The sequence below is a fragment of the Streptomyces sp. BA2 genome, from assembly GCF_009769735.1.
In the GTDB taxonomy this organism is placed as follows: Bacteria; Actinomycetota; Actinomycetes; order Streptomycetales; family Streptomycetaceae; genus Streptomyces.
Map to the genome: position 1 here is coordinate 7,574,430 of NZ_WSRO01000002.1, position 18,377 is coordinate 7,592,806.

Genomic DNA, 18,377 nt, shown 5'->3' on the forward strand with positions numbered 1-18,377 from the left:
ATGGTTCTGAACACGGCGGGGGATGCGCCGCGGCGGGGTTGCGAGGGGTGTGGGGTGGAGATGACGGCGGACTGGGCGGGGAGATCGGCGGGTCAGATGAGCGTGCGCGATCGGGTGCGGGGCCGGGTGCGGCAGGCGTGGGTTGGTGACGCGGTGCTCGCGGTGGTTGTGGGCGCGATAGTCGCGGTCGCGGCGGGCCTGGGCGACGGGGGCGCGGGGCTCTTCGACTACGCCCTGATCGGGGCCGGTTCGGTGGCTCTCGCTGTCCATCGGAGAGCGCCGCGCGCCGTGCTGGCCGTCACCACGGCATGCCTGCTCGGCGAGGTGTTGTACGGGGGAGCGAGCAGTGTCGCGGCGATTCCGGTGGTCGCGGCCGTGCACACGGCCGCGCGGGCGTCCCACCGGGGCCTTGCCGCCCTTGCCGCCGGGGTGTTCCTCGCGGGCTTCGCGGTGGCGGGGGAGGCTTCGGACGATGTCGTGCAGCGGACGCTGCTGCTGGCCGGCTGGTTCCTGTGTGCCCTCGTCACAGGTCTCGCCGACAAGAACTGGCAGGCGTATCTACGCCAGACCGAGCAGCGGGCCCTGGAGGCCGAGCGGACCCGCGAGGAGGCGGCGCTGCGCAGAGCGGGCGAGGAGCGGCTGCGGATCGCGCGCGAACTGCACGACTCGCTGACGCACAGCATCTCGATCGTCAAGCTCCAGGCGGGCGTAGCCGTCCACATCGCCCGCAAGCGGGGTGAGGACATACCGCCCGCGCTGCTCGCCATCCAGGAGGCGAGCGGTGAGGCCATGCGTGAACTGCGGTCGACACTCACCGTGTTGCGCACGGACGAGCCGACGGGGAGCCCGGCGCTGCTCGTCGAGCGCGCCCGGGCGGCCGGGCTCGCGGTGGAGCTGACGGTGCGGGGCCGGGAGCGGACCCTGGCCGGTGACCTGGAGCGGGCCGCGTATCGGATCGTGCAGGAGGGCCTCACCAATGCGGCACGCCATGCGGGCGGCTCCGCCAAGGTGACGGTCGGACTCGACTACGGGGAGCGGGTGTTGGGGGTGCAGGTGGAGGACGACGGGGTCGCCGACGCGGGGCAGGCGCCGGTGGAGGGGACCGGGCTCACGGGGATGCGGGAGCGGGTCGCTTCTCTGGGCGGGACGCTGCGGGCAGGGCCGAGGGTCGAGGGCGGATTCCTGGTGCGGGCTGAACTGCCGCTGGAGTACGGGGCATTGGCGTCAGAGGTGCCTGCGGGGCACGTCGGGGATTTTGCCGGGCAGGGCGGATCGCCCGGGGAGGCGCGGGTGACCGCTGATGCCGGGTGGCCCAGGGAGGGCGGATGATCCGGGTGGTGCTTGTCGACGACCAGGCGTTGATGCGCGCCGGGTTCCGTGCGCTGCTCGAAGCCGAGGACGGTATCGAGGTGGTGGGGGAGGCCGCCGACGGGGAGCGTGGCGTCGCTCTAGTGCGGGAGTGCGTGCCGGACGTGGCGCTCATAGACGTACAGATGCCGGTGATGACTGGGATCGAGGCGACACGTCGGATCGCCGCCGACCCCCGCCTCAGCGGCGTACGCGTCGTGATCCTCACCAATTACGGACTCGACGAGTACGTTTTCGACGCCCTGCGTGCCGGGGCCAGCGGGTTTCTGCTCAAGGACACGGAGCCCGCCGACCTGCTGCACGGCATCGAGATCGTCGCGCGCGGGGACTCACTGCTTTCGCCGTCCGTGACCAGCAGGCTGATCGGTGAGTTCGTCTCGCGGCCACCGGACCGGGCCACCGCGCCGGGCCTGGAGAACCTCACCCGCCGGGAGCGGGAGGTGACCGCGTTGGCCGCGCGCGGACTGACGAACGAGGAGATCGCCACGCACATGGTGATCAGCCCGTTCACCGCGAAGACGCATGTGAGCCGGGCGATGACAAAGCTCGGGGCGCGCGACCGGGCCCAACTGGTCGTCTTCGCCTACGAATCGGGGCTCGTCGCGGCCCGCAACGCGGCTCCCTAGGAACACACCCCTAGGAACACATAGGAATAGAAAGGGGAAATCTCTGGCCATGGCATGATCTCCGCGTGACCGTCATACCGTTCAGCCGCGTCGCCAGGTTCAGCCACGTCGCCGTCCTCGCCGCCGTGGTCCTGCTTGCCTCCGGGTGCGGGCTCTCGGAGGAGTTGGAGCGGGAGAGGGATCCCGGGCGTACGGCGCCTGCTGAGGGTGATCGGTCCAGTGAGGGTGGTCGGTCCAGTGAAGGGGACGGGTGGTCCGCTTCGGCCGATCCTGTCTCGCCGACGGAGGCCCCCGTCGTGACGGGGCCTGACCCAGTACCTGACGTGCCCTCGCCCTCCTGCCCCGCGTCCGGCGTCCGCATCGAGGCCGGCATGGTCGACGCCGCCATGGGCCTGCGCGCGATGACCGTGACCCTGATCAACTGCGGCAAGGACACCTACCGCCTGAACGGCTATCCGAAGCTGCGGGTCCTCGACGAGCACCGCGAACCCCTCGACGTACAGATCCTCGAAGGGCCCGAGCCCGTCACCACGATGGACGACCCCGGCCCGCGCCCCGTCCCGCTCAAGCGGGGCGAGGCGGCCCACACCGTGCTCGTCTGGCGCAACACCGTCACCGACACGACGACGACCGCCGTCAGCGGCACCTATCTGAAGGTCACCCCGGCCCCCGGCACCCGCCCAGGGACCGTGACGCCGCAGGGCCGGATCGACCTCGGCAACACCGGCCGCATCGGCACGACCGCCTGGCAGCGCAGCCCGGAGGACGACGCGAACCCGTCCAGGCCTACGGCACCCGCGCCGTCCACTCCGGCGAGCTGAACTTCGTCCGGGCGAGGTCCCGCGCCCTGGCCATCTCCTCGTCCGTGGCCTTGCCCGGCATCAGGCCGTACCGCGTGCGAAAGGAGTCGAGCATCCGCTCGATGACGGCCTCGCGGGGGAGCCCCGTCTGGCGGCGCAGCGGGTCCACGCGCTTCTTCGCGCTCTTCGTGCCCTTGTCCGAGAGCTTCTCGCGGCCGATGCGGAGCACCTCGACCATCTTCTCCGCGTCGATGTCGTACGACATCGTCACGTGGTGCAGCACGGCGCCGTGCCCGCCCGCGACGCGCTTCTGGGCGGCGCCCGCGACCTTCCCCGCGTCGGTGGCGATGTCGTTGAGCGGTTGGTACCACGCCTTGATGCCCATGTCGCCGAGGGCGTCGAGCACCCAGTCGTCCAGATAGGCGTAGCTGTCGGCGAAGGACAGGCCCTGCACGAGGGAGCCGGGGACCGAGAGCGAGTACGTGATGGCGTTGCCCGGCTCGCAGAACATGGCGCCGCCGCCACTGATCCGGCGCACCACCTCGATGCCGTGCCGCTCGGCGCCCGCCAGGTCCACTTCGTTGCGCAGCGACTGGAAGCTGCCGATGACGACAGCCGGGGACTCCCACTCCCACACCCGCAGCGTCGGCGGGCGGCGCCCGGCGGCGACCTCCTCGGTGAGCACCTCGTCCAGGGCCATGAGCAGGGCGGGGGACTGCGGGCCCTCGTGGATCAGCTGCCAGTCGTAGTCGGTCCAGTCGGTGGCGTGCGCCAGGGCGCGGCGCACCGCGACACCCACCCCCTCCGCCGTGAGCCCGTACATCACCGTGCCCTCGGGGAGCGCCGCCTCGATGCGGGCGGCGAGGCCCGCAGCGTCGGTGTCGGCGGGGGCGCCCTCCAGGGCGTGGCTCAAGGCGTCGAACGCCTCGTCAGGCTCCAGGAAGAAGTCTCCCGCCACCCGCACGTGCCGCAGCACGCCGTCCTCGACCTCCAGGTCCACGACGACGAGCTTGCCGCCGGGGACCTTGTACTCACCGTGCACTGTGCTTCCTCCGGGCCTGCCTGAATCGCGAACACCGTCAGCCTGCGATTTCATAACAGGACAACTCGACCCACCAGGGATAGATTCCCGCAGCTGACGAGGAGTCCATGAGCCACGCTGAGACGACGAGCGGCCGACCCACCGACGGCGCGTCACCGGCCGTCAAACTGACACTCACGACGCTGACGATGATGGTCGTCGGCTCGATGGTCGGCGCGGGGGTCTTCTCGCTGCCCAGGAGGTTCGCCCAGGAGACCGGAGTCGCGGGCGCGTTGATCGCCTGGGCCATCGCCGGTACGGGCATGCTGATGCTCGCGTTCGTCTTCCAGGCCCTCGCCGTCCGCAGGCCGGATCTCGACGCCGGTGTCTACGCCTACGCGAAGGCGGGGTTCGGCGAGTACCTCGGCTTCTTCTCCGCGTTCGGGTACTGGGCCAGCGCGTGCGTCGGCAACGTCACCTACTGGGTGCTCATCATGTCGACCGTCGGCGCCATCTGGCCGAGCCTCGGCGACGGCGACACCCTGCTCGCCGTCGTCCTCTCCTCGTTCGGCCTGTGGGCGTTCTTCCTGCTGATCCGGCGCGGGGTCAAGGAAGCGGCGGCGATCAACAGGATCGTCACCGTCGCCAAGATCGTGCCCATCCTCGTCTTCGTGATCCTGGCGCTCTTCTTCTTCAAGCCGTCCGTGTTCGCGGACAACTTCGGCGGCGCCGACTACGCGGGATCGCTCTTCAACCAGGTGCGCGGCACCATGCTGGCCACCGTCTTCGTCTTCCTCGGGGTCGAGGGCGCGAGCGTCTACTCCCGGCACGCCAAGCGCCGCGAGGACGTCGGCCGGGCCACGATCCTGGGCTTCCTCAGCGTCTTCGCCGTCTTCGCCTCCGTCACCATCGTGTCGTACGGGATCATGCCGATGGCGGAGATCGCCGAGCTGCGCCAGCCTTCCATGGCCGGGGTCCTGGAGGAGGCCGTCGGCACCTGGGGGAAGGTCTTCGTCAGCGTCGGGCTCATCATCTCCGTGCTCGGCGCGTACCTCGCCTGGACGCTGATGGCCGCGGAAGTGCTCTTCGTCGCCGCGAAGGACGACGACATGCCCCGCTTCCTGAGGAAGGCCACCGCCGAGGACGTGCCCGTACCCGCGCTCCTCATGACCACGGCGCTGAGCCAGGTCGTCCTGGTCGTCACGATGTTCTCCGACGACGCGTTCAACTTCGCGCTCGACCTGACCAGCGCGCTGAGCCTCATCCCGTTCCTGCTCGCGGCCGGCTTCGCCGTCAAGATCGCCCTCGGGTACGGTCGCGAGGACGTCGCCGGGCAGAGCACCCGCAAGGAACTCGTGATCGCGGTGATCGCCACGCTGTACACGGCGTTCCTGCTGTACGCCGCCGGGCTCAAGTTCGTCCTGGTGTCCTTCATCCTCTACGCCCCCGCGACCCTCCTCTTCATCAAGGCGCGACGGGAACAGAACCGGCGCCTGTTCTCCCCGCGCGAGGCCGTGATCTGCGCCGTCTCGATCGCGGGCGCCGTCGTGGGCGTGATCGCTCTCGCGGCGGGCTGGATCGAACTCTGACCCAGGCCTCTGACCAGCTCCTGAACCCCTGTTGCCACCTTGCCACCGACCGAAAGGCGCACCGTGACCAGCGTGACCAGCCACGACACCCCCGCCGCACCGACGTTCGGCGTCCACTCCGAGGTCGGCAGGCTGCGCAAGGTACTGGTCTGCGCGCCCGGACTCGCGCACCGCAGGCTGACCCCCACCAACGCCGACGACCTGCTCTTCGACGACGTCATGTGGGTGGAGAACGCCCAGCGCGACCACGCCGACTTCGTCATCAAGCTGCAGCAGCGCGGCGTCGAGGTCGTCGAACTGCACGATCTGCTCGCCCGGACCATGGCGATCCCCGAGGCCAGAAGCTGGCTCCTGGACCGGAAGATCACCGCGAACGAGGTCGGCCTCGGACTCATCGACGACACCCGCGCCTTCCTGGAGACGCTGGAGCCCCGGCAGCTCGCCGAGTACCTCATCGGGGGCCTGGCCACCGCGGATCTGCCGGAGGAGTTCCGCTCCGGGTACCTCGCGCTCGTGCGCGAATCCACCGGCGTGAGCGAGTACTTGATGCCGCCGCTGCCGAACACCCTCTACACCCGCGACACGACGTGCTGGCTGTACGGAGGTGTCACGCTCAACCCGCTGTACTGGCCGGCCCGGCACGACGAGACGCTCCTGATGAAGGCCGTCTACCGGTTCCACCCCGACTTCACCGGCGCCACGGTGTGGTGGGGCGACCCTGAACTCGACTGGGGCCAGGCGACGTTCGAAGGCGGCGACATCATGCCGGTCGGCAACGGCGTCGTCCTGATGGGTATGAGTGAGCGCACCTCACGGCAGGCCATCACCCAGGTCGCCTCCGCGCTGTTCAAGAACGGCGCCGCCGAGCAGGTCATCGTCGCCGGCATGCCCAAGCTGCGGTCCGCGATGCACCTCGACACCGTCTTCACCTTCGCCGACCGCGACATCGTCACGCTCTATCCGAAGATCATGGACGACGTGCACTCCTTCTCGCTGCGCCCCAGCGACAAGGCGGTGGGCGTCGAGATCACGGACGAGGGCTCGCGTGCGTTCGTCGACGTGGTCGCCAAGTCGCTCGGCCTGCCCGAGCTGCGCGTCATCGAGACGGGCGGGGACATCTACGCATCCGAGCGGCAGCAGTGGGACAGCGGCAACAACGCCGTCGCCCTGGAGCCGGGCGTGGTCTTCACCTACGACCGCAACACCCAGACCAACACGCTGCTGCGCAAGGCCGGGGTCGAGGTCATCACCATCGTCGGCGCCGAACTCGGGCGCGGCCGCGGCGGCGGGCACTGCATGACGTGCCCGCTCGTCCGCGACGCCGTGGAGTTCTGAGCGGCTCTGCGGGGCTCTGAGTGGCTCTGAGGGCTAGTACCGCTGGGCCTTGACCAGCTTCGCGGAGAGCTTCGGCTCCGGGGGTTCGTGGCTGATGGCGTACCGCTGGGCCCGCTTGCCCGGTTCGAGGTTCTCCGTACCGACGTAGCGGGTCTCCACGGCCTTGCCCGAGGAGTCCACGAAATCGACCTGCACGGCGAAGTCCGCCGTCTTGTCGGTCCTGTTGGTGAAGGTCACCACGGAGGCGAGCACACCGCCCGTCTCGGAGCGCGGCTTGCCCGTCATGGAGACGTCGGACATCGCGTTGCCCCGCCCAGCGACGCCCTTCAGGGCCTTCTCGGCGGCCTGATTGGCCCGTTCCGTGTCGGCGGACACGGACGCCTCGAACTCGTCAGCGCGCTTCGACGCGGAGGCCTGTGCCTCGGAGGCCGATGCGCGGGCGGACTCGGCGGCCTCCGAGGCCTGTGACTTCAGCGGCGACGCGGTCTTCTCCGAGAAGGACGACGCATCGGGAGCGGTCGGCCGCGCGCTGACCGTTTCGCTGCCCTCTGACGACGGGGCGTCGCTGTCGGTGCCGCACGAGACGAGGGCCGCGGCGGCCGTCACCGTGGCGGCGAGCGTGAGGGCGGCGGACACCGCGGGCCCGCGGTGTGCGGGGCGCGTGGGGCGCGTGGGGCGCCGCTTCCCGCGGGGCGGCATGGGGTTCATTCGGTGCGGTCCTTTCCCTGACCTCTGCGATGGGGGGGGCGGCGTCAGTAGCGCAGGGCGCAGGCGATCCGGCCGCGGTCGGTGAGCGTGCCTTCGGGTACGAAGCGGACCTGCGCGCCGGTGTCCAGGGCCCGCTCGACGATGTCGTCCACGACGTCGTCCACCGCGTCGAGATCGTCGCCGTCGGCCGGGACGAGATGACCGCCGTTGTCGCGCACGGTCGCCTGGTAGGTGTCCTCCACGGCGAGGAGGCGTACCCGGTCCGTCGTCACGTTCTGCCAGACCTCGTCGAGCCCGGCGGCGTAATTTCGCCGCCCCTGGGCCAATTCCAACTCACGTACCACGGAGTCGAGTTCGTCCTTCTCGCGGGTGGCGAGGAAGGGGCGTACCGCCTGCCAGAGCGTGTCCGCAGGGCCGTGCGCGAGGCCGCCGTGCGGCACCCGCGTGGCCTCCTTGGTGACCGTGCCGACGTCGTCGAGGAGGGAGAGCGCGGCGGCCTCCCCGGCCACGAACAGGGGGCGCGGATGGGAGTGCAGCACGCGGGCCGCGGCCTGGTCCCCCTCGCGCAGGAACTTGCGGGTGTGCTCGTCGCGGAAGGTGCTCGGCAGGTCGCCGATCCGTTCCTTGCGCTCGGCGTCGGGGTCGTCGAGGCTCCGGGTCAGGGGGAAGCCGTCCGCCGTGTGCTCGACGACCCGCTCCGGGGTGCCGCTCCACAGCGAGACGCGGTCGGCCGATACGGCGAGGACCCAGTACGGGCGCTCGGCGGCCTGGGCCGCGACGACGTTGCGGGTCAGGAAGGTGTCCGAGAGCACCACGCGCGACGGCACCGTCCTGGCGAGCGACCACACCTGGTGCTCCCCGGGCGCGGCGAAGACGGCGAGCCCGTCCTCGGCGTGCACGAGGTCGATCTCCGCCATCGCCCGGTCCAGCTGCGCGGCCACGTCGATCCGCTGCTCCCTGGCCACGGCCGGGTCGGACTTCAGGTGCTCCTTGGCCTCGGCGACGAGGTTCCGCAGCCGCACGGGATCCTGGGCGTTGTCCGGCTCCCTGCGGTGGGTCGGCAGCAGGACCGTGACGGCGGGATAGGGGCGCGGCCGGCGCAGCCCGGCCAGTGCGGCCGGGTTGAGGGAGGGATGCATGGAGTGACCCTTTCGGGGCGGGACGGCGGATGAGGAGCCTTCGGAGAGGGGGTTACGCCATGAAATGCACCCTATGTCTGTTCCGTGGCCGTGGCATTTCCCCGGGCGCCTCCGCGCTGGGGCCGGGAGGGTCTGTTCTTGCAGGTGAGGCTGCGGGGAGCAGGTAAGAGCGAGGCCCAGGGGCCAGGTCACGTGGGATTCATCTCGAATCCATGCACCCTTCTCCCGAGCCGTACGGATTGTCAGTCGGGCGTGCTCTCATGGATGCATGATCGAAGCGATCGAAGACTTTCTTGTACGTGGCGTCCCCGACGTCGAAGAAGCCCTCCGCAAGGCTGCCGCGGCCGAGGTCATGCCGCGGTTCCGGCAGCTCGCCGAGGATGACGTCGTCCAGAAGAGCGGCCCGCACGACCTCGTGACCGTGGCCGACCGCCTCGCCGAGGAGCAGCTGACGGCGGCACTGACCACGCTGCTCCCGGGCTCCGTGGTCGTGGGAGAAGAAGCGGTGCACGCGGACCCCTCGACGTACGAGGCGATACGCACCGACGCGGCGGTGTGGATCGTCGACCCGGTCGACGGCACGCGGCAGTTCGTGCACGGCGACCCCGGATTCTGCATGCTGATCGCGCTGGCGTGGCGCGGCGAGGTGCTCGCCTCCTGGACGTACGCCCCGGCGCTCGACGAGATGGCGGTCGCCGTGCGCGGCAAGGGCGCCTGGCTCGACGGAGAGCGGCTGGTGGCCGGTTCGCCGGGGGAGGTCCTCGAGGTGGCGACCTCGCACCCGGACTTCACCACGCCCGAGCAGAAGCGCGCGCTGCACGGCCTGCGCGTGGAGGGCGTCGCGCCGCGGCCCTGCGGTTCGGCGGGGCTCGAGTATCTGGCCATCGCCAGGGGGGAGTTGGACGCGGTCGCCTTCTCCTGGGAGCTGGCGTGGGACCACGCGGCGGGGCTGCTGCTCGTGGCCGAGGCCGGAGGCGGCAATCGGACCGTCGCCGGTGAGCCCTTCCGGATCGAGGGCGGGAACGCCCTGCCGTTCACGGCAGGCCGGGACGCCGCCACGGTCGACCGGGTGGTGGAGTTGCTGTCGGCCGCAGTCTGATCTGCGGGGCACCGCGCGGTGTCTCCAGACTGAAGCGCACGGTGGTGACCTCGAACTCCGTGACGGTGCCGACGACCGGCCAGTCGTCAGGGGCGAGCGGCAGAGTCCCTTGGGGGAGCGGGCCGCCGTTTCCGGTGCCATGGTGTTGCGGTGGTGGCGGGCGCGTTCCCACGCAGCCTCGAAGGCTCGAACTTGTCGAGGGCCCAGGCCAGTTCGTCGCGCGAGGCCGCCACGGAAGCCGGCCCTTCCGGGCCGCGGAACGACGCCTGGCGTACGGGGACCGCGTCGTCCCCCGTCTCGAACCAGTCGTCCGAGTCCGCGTCAGCGCGGCGGAACCAGTACGTCACCCGTCAGAGGCTACCCGCGCCCACGGCGCTGTCGGTGGCCCGGCCTATCCTGGGCGGCAGAGGCCATCGGCTGACAAAGGAGTCCGAAGGTGCCGTCGATGCTTGATGCCGTCATCGTGGGGGCGGGACCGAACGGTCTGACCGCTGCCGTCGAGCTGGCCCGCCGCGGCTTCTCGGTGGCCGTGTTCGAGGCCAGGGACACCGTCGGCGGCGGGGCGAGGACCGAGGAGCTGACGCTTCCCGGGTTCCGGCACGACCCCTGTTCCGCCGCGCATCCGCTGGGCATCAACTCGCCCGTGTTCCGCACCATGCCCCTCGACCGGTACGGCCTTGACTGGCTCCAGCCGAAGCTGCCCATGGCGCACCCCTTCACGGACGGCAGCGCCGCCGTCCTCTCCCGCTCCGTCGCCGAGACCGCCGCCTCGTTCGGGCCGCGCGACGCGGGGGCGTACAGACGGCTCGTCGACCCCTTCGTCAGCAAGTGGGACGACCTCCTGCGGGACTTCATGGCGCTGCCGTCGACCGCGCTGCCGCGCGACCCCGTGGGCCTCGCGCGCTTCGGCCTCGCCGGTCTTCCGCCCTCCACCTGGCTGATGCGGCGCTTCCGCGACGACCGGGCCCGCGCCCTGTTCTCCGGGCTCGTCGCCCACGTCATCGCACCGCTCGGCGGGATCGCCACCGGCGCCGTCGGCATGGTCTTCGCGCTGGCCGCGCACGCCCGTGGCTGGCCGGTCGCCCGAGGCGGCTCACAGTCGATCTCGGACGCGCTCACCGCGTATCTGAAGGACCTCGGCGGCGCGGTCCACACGGACTACGAGGTCAAGCGGCTCGACGACCTGCCGCCGGCGCGCGCATACATCTTCGACACCTCGCCCACCGCCCTCGCCCGGATCGCCGGCCTGGGGCGCAGCTATGAGCGCTATCGCTACGGCGCGAGCGTCTTCAAGGTCGACTACGCCCTCGACGGGCCCGTCCCGTGGACGGCGAAGGAGGCCCGGGTGGCGGGCACCGTGCAGGTCGGGGGCAGCAGTGCCGAGATCGGCGCCGCGCTGCACGCCGCGTCCCGTGAGAACCGCGCGCCCGACCCGCCGTTCCTGATCACCGTGCAGCCCAGCCTCGTCGATCCGTCCCGTGCGCCTGCGGGCAAGCAGGTCTTCTGGGCGTACGGCCATGTGCCGAACGGCTGGGACGGCGACCTCACCGACGCGATCGAGCGCCAGCTGGAGCGTTTTGCCCCCGGCTTCCGTGACCGCGTCCTCGCCCGTGCCACCGCGGGCCCGCCCGAGTTGGCCGCCCGCAACGCCAACTACGTGGGCGGTGACATCGCCTGCGGCGCCGCCAGCGGTCTCCAGCTGCTGCTCCGCCCCAAGATCTCCCTCTTTCCGTACGGCACCGCGCACCCGGCCGTGTTCATCTGCTCGTCCGCGACGCCGCCGGGACCCGGCGTGCACGGCATGTCGGGACACAACGCGGCGAAGGCGGTGTGGCGGAGGCTTCGGGTGGCGTGAGGAGCCTTGGGCGGCTGCGGGGGCGGGGGCTGTACCGGTTCCCCCGCAGCCTTTCCTGCACGAACGAGCCTTTCCCACCCACCCGCCCGATTACCCCGCAGCACCAGCCTGAACGAACAAGCCTTTCCCGCCCACCCGCCCGATTGCCCTGCGGTGCCAGTCTGACCGAACGAGCTTTCCTGCCCACCCCCCTGCAGCCACCTCCATGTCGGATTCTCGCCAGCCACCCCCGCCCCCCATGCCCGATGCTTGACGCATGGCAACCACCACCGCCACCGTCACCGCCCCGGCCCCGCCCGGCATGCACACCGACTCCGAGCGCTGCGTGCGTGCCGTGCAGTCGAAGGATGCCCGGTTCGACGGGTGGTTCTACACCGCGGTGCTCACCACCCGCATCTACTGCCGCCCCAGCTGCCCCGTGGTCCCCCCGAAGCCCGAGAACATGAGCTTCTACCCGAGCGCGGCAGCCTGCCAGCAGGAAGGGTTCCGGGCCTGCAAGCGGTGCCGGCCGGACAGCAGCCCGGGTTCCCCCGAGTGGAATCAGCGCGCCGACCTCGTGGCCCGCGCGATGCGGCTCATAGCGGACGGGGTCGTCGACCGCGACGGCGTACCCGGCCTCGCAACCCGCCTCGGCTACAGCACCCGCCAAGTGGAACGGCAGCTCCTCGCGGAACTCGGCGCGGGGCCCCTCGCCCTGGCCAGGGCCCAGCGCGCACAGACCGCCCGCCTCCTCATCGAGACGACCCCCCTGCCCATGGCGGAAATCGCCTTCGCGGCGGGCTTCTCCTCGATCCGCACCTTCAACGACACCGTCCGCGAAGTCTTCGCCCTGGCCCCCGGCGAACTGCGGGCCCGCGCTCCGAAGGCCCCCACCAAGGCGTCCGGCGCGCTCTCGCTCCGCCTCCCCTTCCGTGCCCCGCTCAACCCCGACAACCTCTTCGGCCACCTCATCGCCACCGCCGTACCGGGTGTCGAGGAGTGGCGCGACGGCGCGTACCGCCGCACTCTCCGCCTCCCCTACGGCCACGGAGTCGTCGCCCTCACCCCCGCCCCGGACCACATCGCCTGCCGCCTCAGCCTCACCGACATGCGCGACCTCACGATCGCCATCAGCCGCTGCCGCCGCATGCTCGACCTGGACGCGGACCCGGTCGCGGTGGACGGCCAGCTGAGCGCCGACCCGCTGCTCGCGCCCCTCGTGGCCAAGGCACCGGGGCGCCGCGTGCCGCGCACGGTCGACGAGGCGGAGTTCGCCGTACGCGCGGTACTCGGCCAGCAGGTCTCCACGGCCGCCGCCCGCACCCACGCCGCACGCCTGGTCACCGCGCACGGCGAACCGATCGACGACCCCGAGGGCGGCCTCACCCACCTCTTCCCGGCGCCGGAAGCCCTGGCCGCGCTCGACCCCGAGGCACTCGCGCTGCCGCGCAGCCGCCGCACCACCCTGACCACGCTCGTACGCCACCTCGCCGACGGATCACTCCGGCTCGGCGTGGAGAGCGGCTGGGAGGAGGCCCGCGCCCGGCTCACCGAACTGCCCGGCTTCGGCCCCTGGACGGTCGAGGTCATCGCGATGCGGGCACTCGGCGACCCCGACGCCTTCCTCCCCACCGACCTCGGAATCCGCCGCGCGGCACAGGAACTCGGCCTGCCGCACACCCCGGCGGCGCTCACCGCTCGGGCCGCGGCCTGGCGCCCCTGGCGCGCGTACGCGGTCCAGTACCTGTGGGCCACCGACACCCACCCCATCAACGCCATCCCGGCCTGAGTGCCGGTCCGAGAGGACAAGCCCCATGCACCGCCAGCACACCCTCATCGAAAGTCCCTACGGCCCCCTGACCCTCGTCGCCACCGACGGCGTCCTCAGCGGCCTCTACATGACGGAGCAGCGCCACCGCCCACCCGAGGAGACCTTCGGCGACCGCGACGCGAGCCCGTTCGGCGAGACGATCAGCCAGCTGGAGGCGTACTTCACGGGGGAGTTGAGGGAGTTCGACCTGCCGATGCGCCTCGACGGCACGCCGTTCCAGCGCACCGTCTGGCAGCAGCTTCAACTGATCCCGTACGGCGAGACCCGTACGTACGGCGAGCTCGCGGCCATGCTGGGCAAGCCCAACGCCTCACGCGCGGTCGGCCTGGCCAACGGCAAGAACCCGATCGGGGTCATCGTCCCCTGCCACCGGGTGATCGGGGCGGGCGGCTCCCTGACCGGCTACGGCGGCGGACTCGACCGCAAGCAGCGGCTGTTGGCCTTCGAGGGCGCGACCCCGGGCAGCGAGGACGCACTCTTCTGAACCCTCAGCACCCTCAGCCGGCCCGCAGCCCGTTCTCCAGCTCCACGGTCCCCGTCCCCGCATCGAGGGCCTCAAGCCCGGCCCGCACCCGCAGCCCCAGCTCATGGGGGAGGAACTCCGGAAGGTCCTCGCGGGCCACCAGGCGCCAGGAGAGCAGTTCCTCCTCCTGGAGCCTGATCGACTTCAGCTGGTCGTCGCCGAGCACCCCGCCGTCGTAGAGATAGGCGACCAGCGGAGGCCGCGCCGTACCCGGCACCCAGTCCACCGCGAGCAGTGCTCCCAGCTCGACATCAAGACCGATCTCCTCGGCGGTCTCGCGGCGCGCCCCCTGCCGCGGTGTCTCGCCTCCGTCCGACTCGACGGTGCCGCCGGGCAGCGCCCACCCCTCGCGGTAGTTGGGCTCGACGAGCAGCACCCGCCCCTCGGAGTCCCGGAAGAGCGCGGCGGCCCCGGCGATGACGCGGGGGAGGCCCGCGATGTACGTGGCGTAGTCCTGAAGGGTCATTTGGAAAGGGTAGACAGCTCCACGGTCCGTGCCGCGAGTTCGCTGATCCGCGCCCCGTCGAAACCGAACACCGCACTGCGCACCCGGTCTTCGAGAGGCTCCTGCCACTGAGCGGGGATCGCCTTGGCCCCGCACAGCACCCCCGCGAAGGACCCGGCGGTCGCGCCGTTCGAGTCGGTGTCGAGGCCGCCGCGCACCGTCAGGGCGATGGTCCGGGTGAAGTCGCCGTCGCCGTAGAGGAGTCCGGCGGTCAGGACGGCCGAGTTCGGCACCGCGTGGACCCAGCCGAGCCCGGCGGTCTCCGACTCGGTGGTGGCCAGCGTCTCCTCCCAGCTGAGCCCGGCCTCGTGCAGCGTGACGACCCGGCGCACCGTACGGGCGAGCCGGCAGCTCGACGGGATGACGCCGAAGGCCGCGTCGAGCGCGGCGCGCGGCGTCGCCGCCGAGAAGGCCGCCGATACGAGCGCCGCCGCCCACATCGCCCCGTAGACGCCGTTGCCGGTGTGCGAGAGCACGGCGTCGCGGCGGGCGAGGGCGGCCGCGCGGCGCGGGGCTCCGGGGTTGGTCCAGCCGAAGATGTCGGCGCGGATGAGGGCGCCGATCCACTCCTGGCAGGAGTTCTCGTAGGTCGCGGTGAGCGGCGGCTTGAGCCCGTTCACGAGATTCCGGTACGCGGCGCGCTCCGCGGTGAACGTCTGCAGATAGGGGAGGCGCAGCAGCCACAGCTCGCCGACCTGTTCGGTGCTGAACGTGAACCCGTGCGTCTCCAGAAGGTGCATTCCGAGGATCGCGTAGTCGACGTCGTCGTCGCGGCAGCTGCCGTGCACCCTGCCGCGGATGCACTGCTGCCACTCGGGCCGCAGCTGGAACTCCTCGACCCAGGAAGGGGGTTCGGGCAGGTAGTCGGTGAGCGGCAGCGCGTCGGCCTGCCGCAGATAGCGCTCGATGCGCTCACGCGTCCAGTAGTCGCCCCGCTCGATGGGTTTGCCGAGCATGTTGCCCGCGATCCGCCCGATCCAGCCGCCGAGTACGCGGTCGGCGAGGACACGTTCGGCGAGTTCCGTATGCGCTGGGGTCATGCGTCCGGTTTACCGAATTCGGGGCGGTTGTGCGCGGTCTACGTGACCGGTTCGACGCGGAGCGTGAGACGTTTGTCTGGTTCTCGTCCGGGCGCCGATCCGGGCCGCTGATCCGAGCCGGGCTTCCGAAGGTCGCTGATCGATCATTTCTGCGATCATGCTGCGCCGCGATGTGGTGATTTACGGCGACTTAAGGAGGGAAGGGGAGCCTCCGAAATGCGGGCGGCCATGGGCAGGCGGCCCCTCCTCCGGTTATGGTCGCAGCGGCGCGACTGCCTTGACGCGAGCAAGGCCCGGAAAGCAAGGGGATGCAAGGTGGCGGACGCTGCTGGGACGGCGGGGCATGTGCTCATCGCCGCGGACAAGTTCAAGGGCTCACTCACGGCCGTGCAGGTCGCGGAGCGGGTGACGGCCGGGCTTCGCCGTGTCGCTCCGCAGGTGGAGGTGGAAGCCTTGCCGGTGGCCGACGGCGGCGACGGCACGGTCGCCGCGGCCGTCGCGGCCGGTTTCGAGCGCCGTGAGGTGCGGGTGACGGGGCCGCTCGGCGACAAGGTCACCGCGGCATACGCGCTGCGGGACGGAACCGCGGTGGTGGAGATGGCGGAGGCGTCGGGCCTCCAGCTGCTGCCCGAGGGCGTCTTCGCGCCGCTCACGTCCACGACGTACGGCTCCGGGGAGCTGCTGCGCGCCGCGCTCGACGCGGGGGCGCGGACCATCGTCTTCGGCGTCGGAGGCAGTGCGACGACGGACGGCGGTGCCGGCATGCTGGCCGCGCTCGGCGCGGTCTTCCTGGACGCGGACGGGGCGCCGGTGGCGCCGGGGGGCGGGCCGCTGGCCTCGCTGGCCACGGCGGACCTTTCCGAACTCGACGAGCGGTTCGCCTCGGTCGACCTGGTCCTGGCCAGCGACGTGGACAACCCGCTGACCGGACCGAAGGGCGCTCCGGCGGTGTACGGGCCGCAGAAGGGGGCGACCCCGGAGGACGTCGCCGAGCTGGACGCGGCCCTCGCGCACTTTGCGCGGGTGCTCTCCGATTCGGTGGGCTCCTCCGCCTTGGAGTACGCGGAGTCTCCGGGAGCCGGAGCGGCGGGTGGCATCGGCTACGGCGCCCTCGTCGGGCTCGGCGCGAGCTTCCGCCCCGGGATCGAGGTCATGCTGGACGTCCTCGGCTTCGCGCCGGCGCTTGCGCGGGCCTCGCTGGTGATCACGGGGGAGGGCTCGCTGGACGAGCAGACCCTGCACGGCAAGGCCCCCGCCGGTGTCGCGGCGGCGGGCCGCGCGGCGGGCGTTGAGGTGGTGGCGGTCTGCGGCCGCCTGGCCCTTCCGGCGGAGGCGCTGGGCAAGGCGGGCATCCGGCGGGCGTACGCGCTCACTGACGTGGAGCCGGATGTGGCGCGGTGCATTGCTGAGGCGGGGCCGATTCTGGAGACGGTGGCGGAGGGGATCGCCCGGGACTTCCTGAGCTAGGCGCTGCGCTGGGCTGGGCGGGGCGGGGCGGGGCGGGGACGGGGACACCGCGGGCCGGTGGGGGGTGGCCGCGCAGTTCCCCGCGCCCCTGACGGGGCCCGACGGTGGTTGGGTACGCCTTGGGTCGGTGGGGGCTTGTCGCGCAGTTCCTCGCGCCCCTTACGGGGCCGGATGGGCGGAGGGATTTCAGCCCGTCCGGCGTTTGAGGACGAGCTCGGCGTAGCCGGTGATGGCGGTGCCCCAGGCCGCAGGGGAAGAGGGACCCCCGCTCTAGCCCGGCGCCAGCCGGTACGCGTCCAGGGCCAGTGTCATCTCCATCAGGTCCCGTGGGCGCGCCAGTGATCGTGACGTCAGTTGCTCCAGGCGTCGTAAGCGGTTGAACACCGTGTTCCGGTGGCAGTACAGGCGTCCCGCGGCCCGCCCCGCCGAGCCTTCGCACAGCAGCCACGCGTCCAGCGTTTCCAGGAGCACCGCCCGGTCTGCCGGTTCAAGGGCGAGCACCTCGCCGAACACGTCTGACACCAGGCGTCCCGCCAGCTCCGGCTGGCTCACCACCAGAGCCGTCGGCATCCGCTGGTCGAGCCGTACGATGCCGGTCGCGTCCGGCGGGCACGTACGCAGCGCCAGTTCGGCGAGGCGCCGCGCGTGGCCCAGTTCGGAGAGTCCCGCCACCACGGGGCTGATGCCGCCTGGCCCGGGGCACCGCCCCTCCAGCGCGGTCGCCAACTCGTCCAGGCCCTCCTCCTCGCCGAGCGCCACCACCCCCACCTCCCGATCCGTCCGCATCCGCCAGACGAAACGGAACCCGGCCCGCTGGATCTGCCGGTGGAACGCGGCACGCCCGTCCCGCCGCTCGGCGCGCAGGACCACCACCGCGTACGGCCCGCGCTCCGGCAGATCGAGCCCCGCCGCCACCCGTGAGGCGAGGCCGGGCGCGGACTGGCCCTCCAGGAGCGCGTCCAGCAGCGCCTGCAGCTGCTCGTCGGTGCGGCGCCGCAGCTCCATCTCCGTCGCCCGGTACGCGTCGGACGCGGCCGCCGCCTGCGCGTCGACCGCCGACCACACCATCGTCGCCGACCGCATCAGGACCGCGAGCTTCTCCGGGTCCTGCCCCACGGTGCCTTCGAGCAGCGAGTCCCAGACCAGATAGCCCGCGTTGCGGTACGAGTGCACCACCAGGTCGAGCGGAAGGCCCTGCTGGGCCCGGCGCCGGCCGGCCTCCTCCGCGTACTCCAGATCGCGGCGCGGCGACGCCCGCGGCGCCGAGATCGTCTCGATGCCGATGCGCACCGCCTCCTCCGCCTCCCGCCACTGCTGGTCGTACGGCAGCACTCGCGCGTACACCGGAGAGTGCTCGAAGAGCTGGCGCAGGTGTTCGTCCACCAGCTCCGGAATGCGGGGCTTCAGCGCCACGCACGCCTCCTCGAGCACCTTCCAGTCGTGGCCCGTCCGAGGCCTGCGCCCGCTCATGGATCGCCCCCTGTCGCCGCCG

Annotated in this window: 17 protein-coding genes; 10 read left to right on the forward strand and 7 right to left on the reverse strand. The window is 71.6% G+C overall.

From position 1 onward, the window contains the following. Positions 1-96: 96 nt before the first annotated feature. The 3 genes from E5671_RS36670 to E5671_RS36680 all read left to right on the forward strand — a co-directional run bounded on the left by E5671_RS36670 (position 97) and on the right by E5671_RS36680 (position 2,815). A complete protein-coding gene (locus E5671_RS36670) occupies positions 97-1,329 on the forward strand; it encodes a sensor histidine kinase (RefSeq protein ID WP_160508209.1) in 1,233 nt (410 codons plus the stop codon). Next, complete coding sequence (locus tag E5671_RS36675) at positions 1,326-1,994, forward strand: response regulator (protein ID WP_160508211.1); 669 nt, start codon at positions 1,326-1,328, stop codon at positions 1,992-1,994. Before E5671_RS36670 ends, E5671_RS36675 begins: the two co-directional genes overlap by 4 nt. 65 nt (positions 1,995-2,059) lie before the next feature. Next, positions 2,060-2,815, forward strand: a complete 756-nt coding sequence (locus E5671_RS36680) for a DUF4232 domain-containing protein (protein ID WP_336605955.1) — start codon at positions 2,060-2,062, stop codon at positions 2,813-2,815. Here the strand turns inward: E5671_RS36680 and E5671_RS36685 are convergent. Next, positions 2,781-3,836: a lipoyl protein ligase domain-containing protein gene (locus E5671_RS36685; protein ID WP_160508213.1), complete on the reverse strand. Its 1,056-nt coding sequence runs from the start codon at positions 3,834-3,836 to the stop codon at positions 2,781-2,783. The two genes, E5671_RS36680 and E5671_RS36685, sit on opposite strands and share 35 nt — an antisense overlap. Before the next feature lie 107 nt (positions 3,837-3,943). Here E5671_RS36685 and E5671_RS36690 point away from each other — a divergent pair, with 107 nt between their 5' ends. Both E5671_RS36690 and arcA read left to right on the forward strand, forming a co-directional pair. Continuing rightward, positions 3,944-5,404 carry a basic amino acid/polyamine antiporter gene (locus tag E5671_RS36690; protein WP_160508215.1) on the forward strand — a complete coding sequence of 487 codons (1,461 nt, stop codon included), beginning with the start codon at positions 3,944-3,946 and terminating at the stop codon, positions 5,402-5,404. Between the two features lie 72 nt (positions 5,405-5,476). Then, entirely contained in the window at positions 5,477-6,739 is a 1,263-nt protein-coding gene (gene arcA / locus E5671_RS36695) for an arginine deiminase (protein ID WP_160508216.1), read from the forward strand. Between the two features lie 33 nt (positions 6,740-6,772). On the opposite strand, the gene E5671_RS36700 is transcribed toward arcA, so the two are convergent. Continuing rightward, positions 6,773-7,447, reverse strand: a complete 675-nt coding sequence (locus E5671_RS36700) for a hypothetical protein (protein WP_160508218.1) — start codon at positions 7,445-7,447, stop codon at positions 6,773-6,775. 44 nt (positions 7,448-7,491) lie between these two features. After that, on the reverse strand, positions 7,492-8,586 hold the full coding sequence (locus tag E5671_RS36705; protein ID WP_160508220.1) for a baeRF3 domain-containing protein: 1,095 nt from the start codon (positions 8,584-8,586) through the stop codon (positions 7,492-7,494). A gap of 268 nt (positions 8,587-8,854) precedes the next feature. Between E5671_RS36705 and E5671_RS36710 the strand changes: the two genes are divergently transcribed. Beyond that, positions 8,855-9,685 carry an inositol monophosphatase family protein gene (locus E5671_RS36710; protein ID WP_160508223.1) on the forward strand — a complete coding sequence of 277 codons (831 nt, stop codon included), beginning with the start codon at positions 8,855-8,857 and terminating at the stop codon, positions 9,683-9,685. Between the two features lie 86 nt (positions 9,686-9,771). Here E5671_RS36710 and E5671_RS36715 read toward each other — a convergent pair whose 3' ends face one another. After that, entirely contained in the window at positions 9,772-10,032 is a 261-nt protein-coding gene (locus tag E5671_RS36715) for a hypothetical protein (protein ID WP_160508225.1), read from the reverse strand. A 98-nt stretch (positions 10,033-10,130) separates the two neighbouring features. Here E5671_RS36715 and E5671_RS36720 point away from each other — a divergent pair, with 98 nt between their 5' ends. The 3 genes from E5671_RS36720 to E5671_RS36730 all read left to right on the forward strand — a co-directional run bounded on the left by E5671_RS36720 (position 10,131) and on the right by E5671_RS36730 (position 13,834). Further along, complete coding sequence (locus E5671_RS36720) at positions 10,131-11,540, forward strand: phytoene desaturase family protein (protein ID WP_160508226.1); 1,410 nt, start codon at positions 10,131-10,133, stop codon at positions 11,538-11,540. A 301-nt stretch (positions 11,541-11,841) separates the two neighbouring features. Next, the gene (locus E5671_RS36725; RefSeq protein ID WP_160510645.1) at positions 11,842-13,308 is read left to right on the forward strand and encodes an AlkA N-terminal domain-containing protein; all 1,467 of its coding nucleotides are present in this window, start codon (positions 11,842-11,844) and stop codon (positions 13,306-13,308) included. Between the two features lie 25 nt (positions 13,309-13,333). Next, positions 13,334-13,834 (forward strand): methylated-DNA--[protein]-cysteine S-methyltransferase, encoded by a 501-nt coding sequence (locus E5671_RS36730; RefSeq protein ID WP_160508228.1) that lies wholly within the window; start codon positions 13,334-13,336, stop codon positions 13,832-13,834. Between the two features lie 13 nt (positions 13,835-13,847). Here the strand turns inward: E5671_RS36730 and E5671_RS36735 are convergent, their stop codons facing one another. Both E5671_RS36735 and E5671_RS36740 read right to left on the reverse strand, forming a co-directional pair. After that, positions 13,848-14,339, reverse strand: coding sequence for an NUDIX domain-containing protein (locus E5671_RS36735; protein ID WP_160508230.1), 492 nt, complete (start codon positions 14,337-14,339; stop codon positions 13,848-13,850). Continuing rightward, positions 14,336-15,418 (reverse strand): ADP-ribosylglycohydrolase family protein, encoded by a 1,083-nt coding sequence (locus E5671_RS36740; protein ID WP_160508232.1) that lies wholly within the window; start codon positions 15,416-15,418, stop codon positions 14,336-14,338. The genes E5671_RS36735 and E5671_RS36740 overlap by 4 nt, the downstream gene beginning before the upstream one ends. A gap of 345 nt (positions 15,419-15,763) precedes the next feature. Between E5671_RS36740 and E5671_RS36745 the strand changes: the two genes are divergently transcribed. Next, a complete protein-coding gene (locus E5671_RS36745; RefSeq protein ID WP_336606079.1) occupies positions 15,764-16,885 on the forward strand; it encodes a glycerate kinase in 1,122 nt (373 codons plus the stop codon). A gap of 270 nt (positions 16,886-17,155) precedes the next feature. On the opposite strand, the gene E5671_RS36750 is transcribed toward E5671_RS36745, so the two are convergent. Then, the gene (locus E5671_RS36750; protein WP_160508234.1) at positions 17,156-18,355 is read right to left on the reverse strand and encodes a PucR family transcriptional regulator; all 1,200 of its coding nucleotides are present in this window, start codon (positions 18,353-18,355) and stop codon (positions 17,156-17,158) included. Positions 18,356-18,377: the final 22 nt, after the last annotated feature.